Source organism: Paenibacillus sp. MDV22-iso6 (genome assembly GCF_058408365.1).
This window is the reverse complement of the sequence record NZ_JBZVDZ010000002.1, coordinates 14303-33139: the sequence shown is the minus strand read 5'-3', so window position 1 is coordinate 33139 and position 18837 is coordinate 14303. Positions and strand designations below refer to the sequence as shown.

At 47.3% G+C, this 18837-nt stretch carries 13 protein-coding genes; 1 reads left to right on the top strand and 12 read right to left on the bottom strand.

Going from position 1 to position 18837, the window contains the following annotated elements; translation table 11 throughout:
• Positions 1–200 precede the first annotated feature (200 nt).
• From AC4PM4_RS06435 to fabF, 3 genes are all read right to left on the bottom strand, one after another.
• On the bottom strand, positions 201–5186 hold the full coding sequence (locus tag AC4PM4_RS06435; protein ID WP_491613124.1) for a DUF4132 domain-containing protein: 4986 nt from the start codon (positions 5184–5186) through the stop codon (positions 201–203).
• Positions 5187–5209: 23 nt separating this feature from the next.
• The gene (locus AC4PM4_RS06430; protein ID WP_491613123.1) at positions 5210–5629 is read right to left on the bottom strand and encodes a hypothetical protein; all 420 of its coding nucleotides are present in this window, start codon (positions 5627–5629) and stop codon (positions 5210–5212) included.
• Positions 5630–5936: 307 nt separating this feature from the next.
• Positions 5937–7175, bottom strand: coding sequence for a beta-ketoacyl-ACP synthase II (fabF, locus tag AC4PM4_RS06425; protein ID WP_491613122.1), 1239 nt, complete (start codon positions 7173–7175; stop codon positions 5937–5939).
• Between the two features lie 142 nt (positions 7176–7317).
• Here fabF and AC4PM4_RS06420 point away from each other — a divergent pair, with 142 nt between their 5' ends.
• Positions 7318–8181, top strand: coding sequence for a helix-turn-helix transcriptional regulator (locus AC4PM4_RS06420; RefSeq protein WP_491613121.1), 864 nt, complete (start codon positions 7318–7320; stop codon positions 8179–8181).
• Between the two features lie 125 nt (positions 8182–8306).
• Here the strand turns inward: AC4PM4_RS06420 and AC4PM4_RS06415 are convergent, their stop codons facing one another.
• From AC4PM4_RS06415 to AC4PM4_RS06375, 9 genes are all read right to left on the bottom strand, one after another.
• On the bottom strand, positions 8307–9146 hold the full coding sequence (locus AC4PM4_RS06415) for a MetQ/NlpA family ABC transporter substrate-binding protein (protein WP_175383454.1): 840 nt from the start codon (positions 9144–9146) through the stop codon (positions 8307–8309).
• Positions 9147–9222: 76 nt separating this feature from the next.
• Positions 9223–9891 carry a methionine ABC transporter permease gene (locus AC4PM4_RS06410; protein WP_083678999.1) on the bottom strand — a complete coding sequence of 223 codons (669 nt, stop codon included), beginning with the start codon at positions 9889–9891 and terminating at the stop codon, positions 9223–9225.
• Positions 9881–10699, bottom strand: a complete 819-nt coding sequence (locus AC4PM4_RS06405) for a methionine ABC transporter ATP-binding protein (protein ID WP_491613120.1) — start codon at positions 10697–10699, stop codon at positions 9881–9883. The genes AC4PM4_RS06410 and AC4PM4_RS06405 overlap by 11 nt, the downstream gene beginning before the upstream one ends.
• A gap of 131 nt (positions 10700–10830) precedes the next feature.
• A complete protein-coding gene (locus tag AC4PM4_RS06400) occupies positions 10831–13113 on the bottom strand; it encodes an outer membrane protein assembly factor BamB family protein (protein ID WP_491613119.1) in 2283 nt (760 codons plus the stop codon).
• A gap of 109 nt (positions 13114–13222) precedes the next feature.
• Positions 13223–14017 carry an energy-coupling factor transporter transmembrane component T family protein gene (locus AC4PM4_RS06395; RefSeq protein WP_491613118.1) on the bottom strand — a complete coding sequence of 265 codons (795 nt, stop codon included), beginning with the start codon at positions 14015–14017 and terminating at the stop codon, positions 13223–13225.
• Complete coding sequence (locus AC4PM4_RS06390; protein ID WP_491613117.1) at positions 13992–15500, bottom strand: ABC transporter ATP-binding protein; 1509 nt, start codon at positions 15498–15500, stop codon at positions 13992–13994. Before AC4PM4_RS06390 ends, AC4PM4_RS06395 begins: the two co-directional genes overlap by 26 nt.
• Positions 15501–16094, bottom strand: a complete 594-nt coding sequence (locus tag AC4PM4_RS06385; RefSeq protein WP_079694965.1) for an ECF transporter S component — start codon at positions 16092–16094, stop codon at positions 15501–15503.
• A gap of 672 nt (positions 16095–16766) precedes the next feature.
• Positions 16767–17435 (bottom strand): pectate lyase, encoded by a 669-nt coding sequence (locus tag AC4PM4_RS06380; RefSeq protein ID WP_491613115.1) that lies wholly within the window; start codon positions 17433–17435, stop codon positions 16767–16769.
• Positions 17436–17800: 365 nt separating this feature from the next.
• The gene (locus tag AC4PM4_RS06375; protein ID WP_064640556.1) at positions 17801–18676 is read right to left on the bottom strand and encodes a radical SAM/SPASM domain-containing protein; all 876 of its coding nucleotides are present in this window, start codon (positions 18674–18676) and stop codon (positions 17801–17803) included.
• Positions 18677–18837 lie beyond the last annotated feature (161 nt).

The window sequence follows — 18837 nt, the reverse complement described above, 5'->3', positions numbered from 1 at the left end:
AATACTCAATCTGTACCCACCATTACCAATCTTGAGACAGCTTTTTACTGCTATTTAAGGATTCCTTACCAAAAAAACAGAAAATAAAAGGCAGCTAAAGTCACCCTGACCCTGGTGCTCTAGCTGCCTGATATTCGATAAGTTCACTCGGCATCGTCAATCTAATGCCGCTTGGCTGCAGCATCATTCAACATTACTAATCAATGCTGCAATTGTGCAAGGATTTGCGGGTCCTTGATCTTCTTGTCTTCAGCCAATAACATCACTTTGGATAAAATTTCTGCCGTTCTCGGATCTTCATCAAGGAATGGCAGGAATATTCTGCCTCGATGCTGACTGTGCACAGGAACGATATGAAGCGCGCCCGTCGCCTGTTTGAACACATTGCCGCTGCCAAGATGAACGGCATACTCGCCCAGTTCACCATCAATTCGAGCGTAATTTCCATCGAGACGTACGTTATCGACCTTCAACAGACGCAGTGACTCATTCACAATCACATGACGCATCTCAATCGTGGTCAAGCTGGCTTCCGGATCCACTCCGCCAACATGCGCAACGCTAACCACCAAATCAATATCACGCATGACTTCAGAGAAGAAGACCGGCGGTACATCCTTTAACGCAACAGGTTTATACGTTTTTCGATCATAGAACTGCACCGTCTCCAGAGTAGGCGCTTCTGTATCTGCGGGCGAGAACCAGTCTGCCATGGCATAGAGATTGGCAATCAGATTATGCTCATAGTTTACCTTTTGCAGCCCTTCCTCATAGCTGACGGTCCATTGACGTCCTTTAAGCAGAGCAACTGCTTTTTTCGGCTGAATCTGATAACCTGCATACCGACGGGATACCGTTCCATTAGCCAGCTCATCCTCATTTGGAAGATAGAGTTCACGGAACACCTGCTTGAATGGCTGACGTTCCTGACGGTTGAACAGATCCCGTTGGAATTCACTCCAGCTTCCACTCTGGAACAGATGCAATGGATGCGCAATCAGTAGGCGATCATGTGCCGCCAAGGTTTGTATCGTGCTTGTCGAATCATCCGAAGCCGGAGTAACCAACCCACCGGACGTTACATCGAATCTTCCAAGCTTGTCATCTGCTTGGAACACAAGCGTGCGAACCAGTGGACGAAGAACCGGATTCTGCAGCAGACTTGAAACTTCCTCACTCGTAAAGGATGTTCCTGCCGTCATGGAACGCTCCAATTCCTGTCTTGCCCGGCGATACTGATCAACCAGATCCGTTTTTAATTCCTTCAATTCGGCGATGTATCCATCTTTCTTGAACCGAGCAGGTACAGATTTGAGTGTTTTCCCTTTGCTTACGATGAGCAGTTCCGGCTGGCCTTCTTCATCAATGACCAATTGGGCTGTAGTAGCCTCATCCAGTTCATGCGGCTCAAAATAGGATTTCATCTCATCCAGCTTGCGAGCTTCCATATCCCACATCAGCCGGGTAACATCGGCATATCCTGCATTACGGGCAAGGTTGCCCAGCGCTATCTGGGATACCAGACCTTCACTGGCACGGCGCTGTGCACCAAACTGTTTGCTCTGCATCAGAAATTTCTGAATGAAGTCGTACCGCTCACGCAGATCCTGTTCCCGTTCTTCAGCAAACGGAATCAGGCTGTAGGTCAACAAATGATCTTTATTGCGCTTATCTTCCACGGACTCACGCATATCTTCAAGTTTCAGCTTCCCAAGTGCCGCATCCGCGAACAACTGTGATCTGCGGTGATTGGCTCCCCCGGAGATATATTTGGCACAATCGTACAACAGGCTGAACCGCTCCTCACCGACGGCCTCGTATGCCTCCTCGAACCATGCGATATCAAATGCGCCTTCGTTAAAGTCCTGAGGTGAAATTGGAGAATAATGAGCCACAATGGTTTCCTTTTCAGCAGTGAACCGTTCATTAATATGGGCATGGAAGTACCAGGCTGCACTTCGCAGTCCTTCCCATCCGAGATGCTTCGCAACAATCTCCATCCATTGTGGCGCGTACATTGCAGCTTCCAGGAGCTTCTTCTCCTGGATGGGATGCTTCGCCAGCAATTGTCCCAGCAGTACTTCGTCCTCTCCATCACGCGGATGGCAAACCTGGATCAGATGGCTGAACGTTTCTTTACGTGTCGTATTGTCACCGTAGCTGTAGATATATCCACGGACAAAGGTATCCTGATCCATGGCAGCAACGAGATGCACCCAATGCTCCATACCTTCAATGCGTTCAAGCTTCATGGCCAGCGTACTTACTTCTGTTGAAAGCTCTCCTCGGGTCAACTCAATCTCCAAAACTCGTTCAACAACTCTTCTTCGCAGTTCTGCCAATACCGGTTTCTCCGTAATCCAGTCGGACCGACTGGATGTCAATTCCCGAATAAACAGGGCACGAGACTCTCCCACAAGCAGCTGCTTGTAGACTTCCTGTACATCAATGAAGTCCAATTCATAGGCACGCAGGTAATCGTTCAGAGTGAGGAAGGAACCTCGGTTACTTTCCTTATTTAATCGGTCGAATTGGCTTAGCGTCTGGAAGTATCGCATGAAACTGTTATCGTCATATACACGATCCCGGACAATATAGAACCATGGGCCAGACAAAAGAGCGAGCATGCCCGATTCCTTTTCCATTTGTTCCTCAGGCATCATTTTCATCAGCGCATAGAGTGTCCGCTCAGCTATTTCAAATGTATCTGACTTATCACTGTCCTCATAAACGGCCTCCATCAGCGTTTTCACCTGATCTGCGTAACGAAGCTCACTGACCATCTTTTTCATGTCCTGGATATATTGAACCGGATAGACCTCTTCGGCAAATTCCTTGCGCCATCCTTCCAGCAGCCAGTGTTTCTCCATTTCACTATATTCGTATATGGTGGAGTAGTAACGGTAATAACTATCCAACTTCTTGTTCAGATCCTCCAAACGGATCGCAAACAAAATTTGCAGCAGTTCTTTACTATCCAGACCACTCTTCTGAACATATTCTCCCCATATGTTTTGGAGAGGGAACTGCTCCAATAATTTTATAGCTTGCCGCTGATCATAAGGAATGAAGACCATAGCACGCAATGTCGCACCTACAAGCAAGGTTTCTTTGTAGCCCGCATAATATTCTGCCTCGTATTCATGGTCTCTGTGCTCATGTAGCAACGCATCCAACCCTTCAATAAACTGCTTCACTTTTTCCAGGGAAAGGGTAAACATGTCCTTCGGCTTGAAGCCCCCGAGATCACGTTCTTCCTGAAGCAGTGGGTTTTCCCATGAAGGATCATACAGGCCGAATCCATTAGCCGCCGTATACCTGCTGCTCTGCTCTGTAAGCTTGTCCAGCAGCTTCTGCTCCTTGGCTGTTGGAGTCTTGATTAACGCTATGATTGGCTGCATCTGCTCCTGCTGCTCCGTGCGTTGTGGATCTGCGGAGATCTCGGTCAACAGTTCCAGCGCACCCAATCGTTGCAGTTCAGTTTTGGATTGTACAAGTCGTTTCAGGGATACCATCAGCTGATCGGTTGGCTGAAGCAATAACACCTGAATGGTCTTCTGACGCAACGATCCCGTTTTCAGTTTGAGCAACGCCTCCATTTGCAGCATCTCTTCGAGCGTAAGCGTCAGTAGCTTGGCTTTGAGCAGAGCATTCTCACGGTTGTTCATGCTCTTATCCGACAGACTGTCAAAAATAAACTGTCTTTGTACTTCATTCTCGGGATGATGGACAAATTGGGACAACAATTCTCCTCGCAAATCCGGGCTTAGCTTGTCTTTGAGCGCAATGACCTCGCCAATCCATTCTGGGTCCATGTCATACGCAGCAAGGTATAGCATTTTTTTCACTACATCATCCGGATCGATCCGATATTGAACCAATTCAAGAACACCGGATGGTCCACCTGCACCTCCCTGCGGAATGTAGGCCAGCATTTGTTTAAACAGATCAAAGTCACGCCGACGCACGGCTTTATCTTCAAAAACAGACAGCGGCCAGACATGAACACTACGTTGATTCTCCCCATTTTCAAAGCTCCAGTTAAACATGTACATGGCATCATAATTCTCAATCACCCAATGCAGCAACTCCAGATCCTGTACTTCAAGATACTGACGTGCCATGTTTAAGCGCAGCCCTCTGTTCTGACTGTTAGCAAGTACGTATTGTGCAACAATCTGCTGATATACTTTCCCGTGATCCATGATCTGAATGACTTTTCGCTCCAACTCATTTTCTTCGATGACTGCCGTTGCCCAGAGACTGATAAATAATTGGTTTGCATTAGCGCTTTCCTGCCATTCCTCTCGCACCGCAGGATCAGTTAATGCTTGATGTGCTTGTGTAATTAGTTGCGCAGCAACACGCTGATTCGCTGCTTCAATTCCGATCCCTGTCCATACGGCGAGCGCTCTCACTACCGAACTGAACCGAATCAGGTTGTTGTCGATGATTATTTTTAATATGTATATATACGCCTCAAGCGTTCCTTCATCCATCCGTTCCACAATGCTCTGGCGCAAACCCTCCTGCAGTCTGGCTGCTACCAGCAATTCTCCAACCATCTGGTAAGCATCCACCTGGTCGCTCATGAAGATACCCTTGATCATTTCAGTGGTCAGCAATGCATTCTGATTGTCGCCATAGATAATATCATGCAGCGCCTGCTTCATATCGCCGGTTTCATGATCCAGTTCATAGGCAATGCAATCCGGTAAAACGGCTCTAATCTCATGAAGATAATCAAACTTGTACTCCCGAATGGATACATATTCGTTCAGAGAGAAGCCATGCATCTCCATACGGAACAAGGCAATCATTTTACGAAGAACCTGTCCAATATGCTGTTCGGGATCGGTCGTACGAAATGGTCTGCGCTCATAATTCTTACTATATGGAAAATTTGCGGCACGTTCTGCAATGTAACGGAACCGAGCCAAAAAGGATTCACTGACCAGTTGCTCCAATACATCCAATAATGGACGGAACAATGGAGTTTTCGTCTCATCATACATACGTTGCAATTGCTGCACTGCATCCAAATAGGCCTTTTCGTCTTCGCGCAAATAGGTGAATCCAGCCATCTCTGCAACATAGCCTGCGAGTTCTTGCTCCACACCCTTCAGCGATTTCACTTTTTCCTGCAACTCTTGTTGATACTGTTGAACTTTATCTTCCTGATTCATTCCATTCTCCTCCTCGTCACTCTCTACCACAGACGCCCGGCAAGCATTGTAAAGCGAATAAATACCACGTTATCGTCTTCCTTTAAAATTAACGGCTCATCCAGTGCCTGCAACTCTTCATCATTGAGAAACACTTTAAATAACCCATCTTCATATGCGGTTACAGCTGTATCCATGGCGCCTTCTACATCGGGAACCCCTTCGTTATATATCGTGCCAAAGCCTACTTTTCCTGCTGCTCCCTGCTCTTGAATGTCCTCGGGCATCAGGTAGGCGAGCCATTCTGCTTCATTCTTCTTGTCCTGAAGAGCCTTGAGCTGTTGAGCCACCATGTTCTTAATAAGCTGTCTCAACGTATCGGTTGTTTCCGGAAGTTCGGCAGCCTGTTTGGCAAGTGCCGGCTTGCGTTTACCCAGACTTTTCACCGTAATCCATACATTCACTGCTTACCCTCCTATGTATAGCTTTATGTTATAAGAAGCCTCTATCAGCCCTTATATCTATACCACCATGGAAAACGGACCAAACTTAAACTTCGGCCTATTTCGTTATCCATTCAATTATGCGTACATATGTGCCCCTATTGAACATTTTAACGAATATCCCGACCATATTCATGGGCCATTTCTCATGTTTACATGCAACCAGCGAACTAATGGCCTATATTGCACTTTCGCAGTCGGAACAGTCTTCCCACAGCAAATAAAAAGAGAACAGTGCGCCTTTGGGCAGTCACTGCTCTCTGTAAGCTTACGATGAATATTTCTGCAAAATAATGACCGCATTATGGCCACCGAAGCCAAATGAGTTGGACATGCCAATCTTCAGGTCAGCTTCTCTTGCAACGTTGGGTACATAATCGAGATCACATTCCGGATCGCTCTGCTCTTGATTGATTGTCGGGGGAATGATGCCGCTACGCAAGCTTTGAATGAGCGATATGGCTTCCGCCCCACCAGCCGCACCCAGCATATGTCCGGTCATCGATTTGTTTGCTGTTACCGGAATATGATAGGCTTCAGCACCAAACAGCTGCTTAATTGCTCGTGTCTCGGAAAGATCACCCGCTTCCGTACTGGTAGCATGAGCATTAATGACATCAATTTCATGTGGCTGAAGCTGTGCATCCGCCAGAGCGGCTTTCATGGCCAAGTATGCACCACGTCCTTCCGGATGGGTTGCTACCATATGATACGCGTCTGAACTAGCGCCATAACCTACGATTTCCCCAAGGATGTTTGCGCCTCTCGCAAGGGCGTGGGACAAAGACTCCACGACCAAGACCCCGGCACCCTCAGCCATGACAAAACCATCTCTGCCTGCATCAAATGGTCGACTCGCTCCTTCGTACGCTTCGTTTCGTGTAGATAGCGCCGTCGCATTGCCGAAGCTTGCCAGTGATACTTCGGTGACAGCTGCCTCCGTTCCTCCAGCAAAAATCACGTCTGCTCCACCGTGACGAATCAGCCGGAAAGCCTCACCTATCGCGGTGTTGCCGATCGAACAGGCTGTCACTGGCGAGAGAGTGGGTCCCCAACAGCCAAATCTCATGCTCACCATAGCCGCCGCCATATTGGATATCATCATCGGTACCAGTGTTGGACTGACTCTTGCAGGCCCGCGTTCAGACAGGAGTTTACCTTGTTCCATTAGGGTCTGGATTCCGCCAATGCCAGAACCGATATACACGCCTACTCGCTCCCTGTCCACATGATCCATCTCGAGACCGGAGTCAGATAAAGCCTGATCTGCTGCCGCAACAGCAAATTGCACGAACCGGTCCATACGCCGTGCTTCCTTCCGTCCAAACCGTTCTTCTCCGTCAAAATCACGGACCATTCCTGCTATCTTCGTTTTATAGGACGTTGTATCAAATGCTTCAATTGGCGAAACTCCTGATTGGCCTTCCACCAATCCATTCCAAAATGTATGCACATCATTCCCCAAAGGAGAGATAATCCCCATTCCTGTAATAACAACACGCTCCATAATGCATCCTCCTTTAGTGCTCTTTCCATACTTGTTTAGTTAAGTTATGCACTTATATTGCCATTCGTATTATCCTATTACAAGTTGTCAATTATAATAGTATAATGACTACCATGATAAACTCAGGAACGAAGGTGATGGAATGAACCATGATGTCAGGCTGCAGGCACTGTCCGCTTTTCTAAAAAACCAGCGCTCCAAAATCTCGCCAGAATCTGTCGGATTACCCGCGGGCTCCCGGAGAAGAACGCCTGGATTAAAAAGAGAAGAAGTATCCCAATTGGCAGGTGTGAGCACAACGTGGTACACCTGGCTTGAACAGGGCCGAGATATTCAGGTATCTCATTCCGTATTGGATAACATCGCCTCAGCTCTCAGGCTGACAGCAGATGAACGGAAGTATTTGTTTTCCCTTGGCTTGGATTACCATTCGGAACTTCATATCCTGGATGAGAAGCCACTCCAAATTCATCCCTCTTTGCAGAAAATATTGCAGGAACTTCGCAATTGTCCCACAATCATCTCAGACCGACGCTGTCACATTGTGGGCTGGAATGACGCAGCACGGCATGTGTTTATGGACTTTGAACAGATTCCGGCTGAACAGCGGAACATGATCAGTTTGTTGTTTGAACGAAAGGAATTTCGGAGGCTGGCCGTCAATTGGGAGGATTTTGTCAGCGGATTCCTAGCTATTTTCCGTGCTTATTACGGTCAATATGTCGATGATGAATGGTACAACTTGTTTTTGGATGACATGATGGACAGATATCCTGATTTTCATACTCTCTGGAAACAAAGCAATGTTAGCAGCGCCCCGGATGTGTTGATTGAATTCAGACATTCCAGAGCTGGCAAAATGCTTTTTGATCTTACCTCACTTCAGGTTCAGGGAAATGCCGATTTGCGGTGCAGTATCTACACACCTGCAACGGACACTGCTACAGAGCGTAAATTGATCCGCCTCATGGAGCCAAAGGTACAACCTGACTCTGACAAAAGCTGATACTGCTCTTCTCCTTTACTCCGTAGTACAAGTTAACAAAAAAAAGACCCAGGCGATGAGGCCTGGGTCTTCATGTTTGTCTTGAACCTATCTGTACAATCATTTCAGTTGCAGATTAACGGATGTTATTTAAACGCCGGGATCGCAATATCTGCATACTTCTCTTCAAAGAAGGCTTTCACTTCAGGACCCGCCATACGCTTCGCCAGCTTCTGAATGGCTTCCGAATCTTTGTTATCTTCCCGGGCAACCAAGGTAATGGCAAAATGGGAATCATCCTTCTCAGTGAACAGCGCATCCTTCTTCGGTGTAAGTCCAAGCGGACTCGCATAGGCTGGCGTCATGGCAACCAGATCCGCATCATCCAACATACGGGCGAGCATCAACAGATCCACTTCTTTGAACTTGAAATTCTTCGTGTTTTCCGTGATGTCTGCTTGCGTTGCATTAAAACCGACGCCTTCTTTCAGCTTGATCAGGCCGTTCTGCTCCATCATCACCAGCGAGCGTCCAATGTTGGACGGATCGTTGGCAATCGCTACCGTTGCACCTTCAGGCAATTCTTCAATGGATTTAACCTTTTTGGAATATGCTCCGTAGATGGCATTGTAGATCGGTTGAACAGCCACCAAGTTAGCGTTATTTGCTTCATTGTACTGATTCATGTAAGGTACGTGCTGGAAGAAGTTTGCGTCTACTTCTTTGTTCGCCAGTGCAGTATTCGGTTGAACGTTATCGGAAAGTACAACAACTTCCAGATTAACGCCATCTTCTTTCAGCAATGGTTTCACAATATCCAGCACATCCGTCATTGGCGGAATCAAAGTAGCTACTTTCAAAGTCACTTCTTGTCCGGCTTGAGTACTTTCCTTATTTCCTTCCGCCGCAGGTGTTTCTTCTTTTTTGCCGCATCCGGCTGCTACCAGCGTCACTGCCAGCAGCATGAGCATTAGTTTTGCTTTCATCTGATATAAACCCCTTCATCATGTAATCTGTATTGTTCATGCTGTAATTCAATCTTTCTGCAATGCTTGTCCTTCTTCAGGATCTGCGATCGAGCCAGCGGGACAGTCTGCTGCCAGTAAATTGGATCATCTGTACCAGGATAATCATAATGATAATCGTAAATACCATAATCTCCGTCTCGAATCGCTGATAACCGTAACGAATCGCAAAATCACCAACACCGCCACCACCGACAATACCCATGACCGTAGAGTAAGAGATAAAGCTAATGGTTGCCGTAGTTAAGCCGAGTACAAGACTTGAGCGAGCCTCCACATACAGGAATTTCACCACAAGCTGTATGGTCGATGCACCCATAGAAGAAGCAGCTTCAACCACCCCTTTCGGGACATCAAGCAATGCCTGTTCTACCAGTCTGGCGTAATAAGCAATGGCGATGACCGAGAGCGGCACGGTTGCCGCGAGCGTCCCGATGGATGTTCCAACGAGCAGACGTGTGAACGGAATCATAAATACCACTAGCAGCAGAAACGGGAAGGAACGAATGATGTTGACGAGACTTCCCAGAATCGTGAACAGAGGTCGATTCTGATAACGTTGCCCTTTTCTGAACAGATACAGCAGTGTACCCAGAGGCAACCCGATTAACACGGCTGCCGTGATGGAGATCCCCACCATGACAAACGTCTCTCCGATGGCCTGCCAAATTTCATGCTGATACTTCACAACGGACTCAGGTATCATCGTTTTGGTCCTCCTGACCGCCATGAAGAGATGTATTTCGTCCACTCATGGATACATCTTCGCCCATCAACAAGGATGTTAGAAGATCAGGCTTCGGTGCCGGTATGCTGCGTACTTCCGCTTCCGACAGCGTTTTGATGATCCTTCCCTCTTTCATCACCGATATCCGGTTGCAGAGCTTTCGGGCAACCTCCATCTCATGTGTAACGAGTACAATAGTTACCCCCAGCGTTTCATTGACATGACGCAACACATCCAGAATTCCACTCGTGGTCTGCGGATCAAGCGAAGATGTTGGTTCATCACAGAGCAGCACATCCGGGCGGCTGGATAGTGCTCTGGCAATGGCAACACGTTGCTTTTGCCCTCCACTTAACTGTGCAGGATACTGGTTGGCCTTATCTTCAAGTCCGACAAATCTCAACACTTCAAGTCCCCGTGCAACCCGCTCGGTACGGGATACGCCAGCGAGTTCCAGAGGCATGCAGACATTGCCACTTACGGTCCGATTGCTGACCAGATTGAAGTGCTGAAAAATCATGCCAATGGACCTCCGTGCCTGACGCAGACTATTCTCACTCATCCGGGTCAGATGCTGCCCATTCACAATGACTTCGCCGTCATCCGGCTTCTCCAATCCATTGAGCATGCGCAGAAGTGTGGATTTCCCTGCACCACTAGAGCCGATAATGCCGTGGATCTCTCCCTGGCCTACTTCCAGGGAAACCGAGCTTAACGCTTCGAATCCCTGATCTTCACGGGACCCACGCTCGTTATAACGCTTGCTTACCCCGTATAATGAAATCATGGGAGATTCCTCCTGCGATTGATCGTACATGGTCCTTCAAGAACACATGAAGAAAGCCCGCACAGCCGATAACCGGAGCGCGAGCAATCCTGTTTATTTATAATAAATCATCATCCCACATGAAACAAGCTTTAACGTGAGATATCTGTGTGCAAATCATTTGCATCATATATACTAAACCGTCCGTTGGACGACCCAATATAGACTTCATTTCCAAATCGATTCATGGTTCCATTCTTCGCATCCCGATCACGATGTTCTGGGTTTCCCATCACGACGTCATGCACACGGCCGATCAAGGTACCGTCATTTTTAGCCATGATCAGGAGATCCTCACCCATCGGCAGCAAAAGCTGATCTTCAATCACCACGTAACTCCCCTGATTGGTAGGGTATTGAAAGGCAGCAATCGTGTTTTGTGCAGTCCAGCGGGTCTCCCCTGTATCATAGGCAAGGGCTGCAGGATAACCGTTCTTGATTACATATAATTGATCGCCCTCCACAAGTGCGCGTTCGATTTTGTTATTCTGCGTCCACCATTTTTTTTCGGTCTTGGGATCATACAAGGTGGTTATGTAATCCTCGTATTCACCATACATTTCCCCGTTGTTGTTCTCTCGAATGAGCACCATGCCGTCATTCAGCACCTCAATTTGCTGTCCAACCCGGGCCGGAAAATGTGCAAGCTTCTGTCCGTTGTTCAGATCAACCAGCACCCACTGGTCATCCAGCAGCATCCAGCGTTCTGGCTGTGCGGGCACAAACGGATCGATACGAGCAATTCCGTCAAAATAAGGATTCCGTTCGGGATGCTCTATCGTTGACTTCCCTGCTGCAATGCTCCACACGGTGCGGCCTGATCGCGGATCAGCTGCAATCAGTTTATCCTTTTCCCAATACATGACATAAGGATCTTCCGCGCTCTTATTCAATAATTCATAACCGGTCGTCAGTTTTCGCTTCCATAATGTTTTTCCGTTTGCACTGTCCAGCACCGTTAACCAGCTATTGCTTGAGCCTTCAACAACCGCGCTGTCCACAATGACGACATTCTTCGCTGCCGTGATCCCATTCAATCTGAAATTTTGCTTGGGGGTATACTCCCACTCGACCTTTCCGTTCTTCAAGCCCAGATGGCGTATACGATCCACGTATTTTTTCTTGTCAGGGTCATAATCGGTGTAGATTGTAACGTATTGGCGTCCCGCATCCACCTCTGCCTGCTGTCTTCCAAACCCACCATTGATCGCCCATAATTTCTGGCCGGAATGTCGGTCAAGAGCATATATGGAACCTTCGTAATATCCACCGCTAAATCCACCGTCATCCCCTTTCATCAGGAGCACATCCTCCGTTGCTGCTTGTAGAAAGGTGTAATTAATATCCCCCTGATTGGTCCATACCGATTTCCAGTGTAAGGTGGCAGGCAGCATTGTGCCATAGATTTTAGTCGTGAACTGATATTCATCTGAACCACCAAATTCCCAATTAGACACTACACCGTTTTGATCGTCCTGGGGTATATTCCAGCGCGTACGAACCAGCCTGCCGTTCTTGTTAAATGTCACGAGAAAATGAGCATCTGCTCGTTCGTACCGCCAGGTCTTTCCTATGCTCATGGCATAACCCGTATCGTTTAAATTGCCGGAATGCTCTTGCCAATCCGGTTCGCCAAGCCACTGCGCCACCTGTTTTGAGGTCGTTTTTGAATTCAGCACAATATCTATCAAATGACGTATAGTGGACGTGGGCATCGCCAATTGTCTACTGAACCAGCCATCCGCTACCTTGGTACGCTGTGCTACATCCTGTGCCTTAACCCAAAGCAATGCTGGACGATAAGTGGACGATTCCTTGTTCCAGACGCGCGGGGCAATGGACACGCCATACCAGTCCTTCGTCGCTGCAACAATGAACGCCTGCTCTTTCAGGAATGCCCCTGAAGACCATGTTGCCTGACTTCCGGGAAACAGGTACAGCTTGCTGCCCGATTGAAGCTTGAACGTTTGTGGAATGGATTTCGTCAGGCTTCGGCTTTCTTTGGAGGTATACCAGCCAGGTATCCAGAATTCAGTGTAATCGCTACCTTTTAGTTTGACCCATTCCCCGCGAACAGCGTCGATTTGCAAGCTCCCTTGAGCGGAGCTATACCCGTCTATGTCCATCCGATCAGGGGAAACACTGCTCTCGACCACTTGGCTGTAAATAGGTACTCCCTTTGCAACTGTGACCTTATCCCCCTTTTTATAATTAAGCTTCACCGATAGCACTTGCGTTACTGAACCCGAACCTTGCCCCTCCAGCGCCCTGGCATGGTTGTACAACAGCAGTCCCCCCGTAACCAGCACAACTAAGACACCAGCAACGATATTCCACCGGTAGCCCGTCCATTGCCTTTTACGCCCCGTCTTCACGTCAGTCCACTCCAATCATTTGAAGTTATTTCCATTTAAGACGTTTTGAACTAGGAAAAGTTACTGTTACTCCCAAATATATTTACAAGGTACGAAATAATTACAGGTCTCACCTTACATCCACTAGGGTTGAATTATAAGGGAATGTGGTTCCCAATATATAAGCAGCCGTTAACATGATGATAAAATACCCCATAAACCATACATCCGCTCGGGAATACCCGATCTGAATGTAATAGGTCCGGCTCCCGCCTTCCTTGAATCCTTTTGCTTCCATCGCCACCGCCATACGTTGCGCACGGCGAATACTCTGGGCAAGTAGTGGAATTGCATATCGTTTCAGTATGCCGTATACATTCCAGCGGGAACCATGCTGCCTCGTTCCCCGAATGCGGATGGCATAACGCAGCGTCTGGAATTCATCCAGCAAAATCGGAATCATACGCATAGCCGCCAGAAAACTATAGGCATACTTGGGTGGGAGCCTCCACTGCTGCATGAGGGAATAAAAGAGACGCACAGGCTTGGTCGTCAGACCGAACAACAATCCAGCTGCCGCCATACTTAGGGAACGAAATCCTAGGTGCAACCCGCGGTAGAAGCTCTCTTCGGTAATATGAATCAATCCCCACTGAAACCAGGTGGTCTCCCCTTTACCAAACATGATCATACCTGTGGAAGTTGATATATATACCAGAATGAACGGAGATGCATACAGCAATAATCTGGGCCATGCGTGACCTGTCCAGCCCAGCAGTAACAGCATGACAACTGCCACATTAGCCATTACATTCAGGTTGTGAATAAGGATGACGAAGACAAACAGCAATGTCAGGAAAATCATTTTCAACCCCGGATTCACCGCGTGAAGCCAAGTCTCACGATGAGGAAACGAGAGCTGCATCCGTTAACCTCCCCTCATGCACCGTCCAGATCCGGGTGCAATAACGCTTCACGATTTCACGGTCATGTGTAACCATCACAATGGCGGTCCCTTCACGCCGCAACCGCTCCAGCTGTGATAACATGGCAAAAGTATTCCGAGCATCCTGTCCAAAGGTAGGTTCATCCAGTAACAAAATACGCTGTTCCCGTACTAGAGCTGATGCTACACTCAGTCGTCGTTTCTGTCCCATCGACAATTGGTATGGATGCCTACCGGACAGCTCACTCAGTCCGAATTGCTCCAGCATGTGATCGGTTCGAATACCTCTTTCTGCGGCAGTTAACTTACCGCTCAGCAAGGAGAATCCCACTTCATCCCGGACTGTATTGGTCACGAATTGAAATTCAGGATTCTGGAATACAAAGGCAATGTGATCTGCAAGCTGCTCGGTTTTTCCGGCCGATTGTCCTTCCACACCATAATGACCTGTCGTTTTTAGAATATTCATCATGGACAGCAATAATGAACTTTTACCTGCCCCGTTAGCCCCGACAATCCCCACCCAATCTCCTTGCCATACCTTGGCCTGTTCCACCTGAATGAAAGGTGTTTTTCCGCGCCATCCGGTGAATTGCTGCATTTCCAGGGCTGGTTGGGGCTGCGCAGAAGCTCGCTCCTCCTTATAATCTATACTTTCAGTTTCTGTTGCCCCATAACGAATAAACTCTCCTGTGACCAACGTCTGTGCTTTCGTCTGCCCTCGCTCTTCCCAAACTCCTGGATACCAGATTCCGTATTCCCTGAGCATATTCCGCTCATCTGTAAATACCTGATTCGCCGGGCCATCTGCCACAATCTTTCCTTCAGGCGACAATACGATGATTCGGTCTACCCACTCGACAATTTCATTAATTTTATGTTCCACGATAATGAGTGTTTTGTCCTGTGCAATCTGTTTCACCGTACCCCACACCTGAGAGGTTCCTTCATCATCCAACAGTGCCGTTGGTTCATCCAAAAAGAGTACGTCTGGCTCCATAGCCAGAATCGAAGCCATCGCAAGACGCTGCTTCATCCCCTGTGACATGGATTGAATGAGTGTTCGGTTATGTTCAAAGCATAACCCCACCTGTTCCAGATATCGATGGATAAGAGCAGGCATCTGCTCGCGTGGAATATTCCGGTTTTCCAGTACAAAAGCAATCTCTTCATCCGTATATGACATACAGAACTGGGTATCCGGATCTTGAAAAACAATACCGGGCTGCTCAGGCACCTGAATGTCATCACATTTCATCGGAATCTCCACAGATCGCGGAATCAGACCACTCAGAATTTGCAACAAGGTTGATTTGCCAGAGCCGCTTGGTCCAAGCAACAACACTTTCTCCCCTTGACGCACAGAGAGAGACAAGCCTTGGAACACCAAGGCCTTCTCTCCCGGGAACTTACATCTTAGATTCGTAACACCTACCGCTTGCACATTCTCCACTTCATTCATCTAGTCCAGCGCCTCATAATCCTGCTTCGACACCGGTCTAAGGGATCGTGTTACACCTGTAAGCTCCAGCGCTTTGGCGAGATAATAGGTGAATACACCCGCAATCAGAATACTTCCAATGAAGCGGAATCCGATAAACAGTGTATAGTTCCAAGCCGAGAGGGAATCAATGTACCCATACTGATAATCGAGTACAAGCGAAGCCGCTGCTGCACCAATAGCCGCAAGGCAGGTAACGAACAGATTGCTTTTCCGATACAGAAATGCGGCAAAGAAAATCTCCGCTCCCAGCCCTTGCAGCAGCCCGTATACCAGTGTGGACATGCCCCACTCACTTCCGAGAAAAGCACTCACCGTTGATGCCGCAACTTCGGCCAGAATGGCTACCCCCGGCTTACGAATGATTACAAAGGCAAAGGTGCCCGCCATGAACCACATGCCGTAAATCATCTGCTCCGCATGAACGCCAAATGGCTTCATCAGATCATATGTAGGTCCCCATATTTTATAGATCACCCCGAAGACCACCGCAATCACAATCGTTACCAAAATATCGGTTAACTTCAATCTGTTGCTGCCTACTGCTGTTGACATGTTCTCTACTTCCTTTCTCTGTTTCCCTTGATTTATTAAAATAAACAATAAAACAAACAAAAAAAGCCTCCCAGGTTCACAGGCAGGCCATACGCACAGTTTACAATTCTCACGATGCAACGCATTAGGCAGATATAGAGAAAGAAGAAAACAAACGACACCATCCCCGTCACATCAGAGAAATCCCGTTGCAACCAAGAAACGCTGACATTTATGTTCTATCCCTTATCGCTTACTATTGCTCATCGCAAATTCATATTCTCTACGCTGGCATTACCCAGATCAGATATACGGTCAGCAGCACAAGGCCGCTCTCTCAGCCCAACTTCATTGAGCACCCGGTTCACTTATTTCATTGCTTCTACTGTACAACACATGGGTATTTGTGACAATCCCGATAAGAAAAAATCAGTTTAAACTAGAAGAAAGAGTGATTAACTATATGTTTCATTTATGCGCCATATACCTCTGCTTCAAGAAATAACGTCTCTGTAATTCGTTACATCTAAGAAAGGTGCAAATGAGAGCGAATAACGGGTGCCAGGTTCATTAGACCAAGATAACGCGAACAAGGGATGTCCCCGTCATATTCATGACTTATAGGACATCCCCTTTAATTGTTATGCTTCATATCCTTTAGAGGAAAATTATTGAGAACCGGTATGCTCTGTTTTAATATTGTGTATTCCCGGATTGACTTGTTTTGCCCGATGCAAAGCCTTTAAACAAGGTCGGTACTTTGGAGTAACGCGTATTTGTAATTTTCCCTTGCGATGTACTGCTGTCCGTACGCATAATAGAATCTTTGACACTGGAAATGTCTGAGTTGTCGAGCGTCATGTTCACTGCGAAGGTTGTTCCGCCATTCTGACGTACCAGCTTGCCAATATCGTCTGCACGGAAATTTTTAATGTTAATCGTTCCGGCTGCATTCATTTGAAATACTTTATCATAGGCCTTGTAAGCTGCACCACCAGTGATGTTAACCGTTCCGGCTGATTTCAGAGTCAGAGCGTCCTCACCGACATCCTCCCAAATCACATTTGATATCGTGCAGTTACCATAACAATGAACACCGTCAGCTGCAGGTGAACCGATAATCACATTTTTGAGCGTGGCGCCTGCCTCCAACCGAAATACCGGCTTCTGATCTTCCGCTTGAGATCCATCTCCCAGGGTAGAAGGGTTGGCTACATACGTTTGGCCTTTGCCATCAAAAGTTTCTCCCTTGGCTACAATAATCGTTGAGTTTACAACAGTAGGTGCAGCAAAAGCTGGAATTGCACCGAATAATGAAGCGACCAGACCCGCAGACAGCAGCAACGTCAACATTTTTTTCATAATTTAAATCCTCCCTTATTCTGATGAATTGGCGTACAAGCATAAGCTTGTCCTCAAGGAACCGATCAGAGGTGCACCTCCGGCTCGGAACCTACCCTGATCCTACCAAAAAAGGGATGTTACGATAATAATCATTAGCTTAGATATAGAAACGACAGCAGTATGCCTGTGTTCTCGGCATTTTTTGCATCGTACTCCATTGTGTAATGTGCCGATCTCAACTTCGGGTATGCTTCTTTTACAACTTGTAATCTATGGCGATATGCTCCTTTATCGTTCTAGAAAAAACGAAAGACCACCTCATCTGTTTCCAGACAACGTGATCTCTATTATTTTGAATCTCATTTTATTTATTAAATTTCGCTTTAAGCGCCGAACCGCTGACGATATCCGCACTTCCGACATAATTCCTCCACTGCTTCCCGTTTGGAGAAACCATAGAACAGATTGTTGGCTCGTTCACCATCCACAATCTCCGAGAACGATTTTTCGTGAACGTTGCCCAAGTTAATTACACCCTCACCATCGAGACAGCATGGAACCACAGTTCCATCGACAAGCACGGCTGCCTGACTACGAAGTGCATGACAGAAACCTTTACCATCATCTTCGGGTGCATCCAGACTCGGCCACTGGAATTCATGATCCTGATTCAGATACACATTCGGGGCAATTTTGACACCGCTCCCCGGCACCACTTTCTCCTCAATACGGAAATCTAGATTGAACTCCCGTTCAAGAACCTCCAGCGTCTCCCGGTTTCGGTTCATCTGCGCATTCGTGAAGTTATCCTGTGTCAGATTCCAGAGTCGAAATGAAATAATGACATTGTGCTTCACTGCTTCCCGGACAAATGACAATACATTACCCAGGTAGCCCTCACGGTCTGTGGAACCCTCGTGACCATCAAAGCTGTGCAGGGAGAAATTCATCTGACGCAGTGCCGGTTTGCCGAGCAGTTTGTGCTGGGTCTTGGGCAGCAGCGTACCGTTCGTCGTAATGTTGACCTTGAATCCCTTCTCATGCGCTGAATCCAGTAACAGATCAATTTTGGGATGAAGCAGCGGCTCACCTTTGACATGTAAATAAATATGTTTGGTATGGGGTTTGATCTGATCCAATATATTGTTGAAGACTTCAGGGTCAATGAAATTTTTGGCACGTTTGGTCTGTGGACAGAAGCTGCATGCCAGATTACATATACTTGTGATCTCAATATATACTTTCTTGAACGTTTTCAACTCGGGGTCCCCATTCTGCTTAGAGGGAGAACAGTCCCACCCTCATTTGTGATCCGGCCCATGTGTGCCACCACTATTATATCGGGTTCAAGGGACAAGGTAAATCGACTAGGATGTTAATTCCCTTTTTCTCATCGAATTTGTTAACTACGTTCACCTAT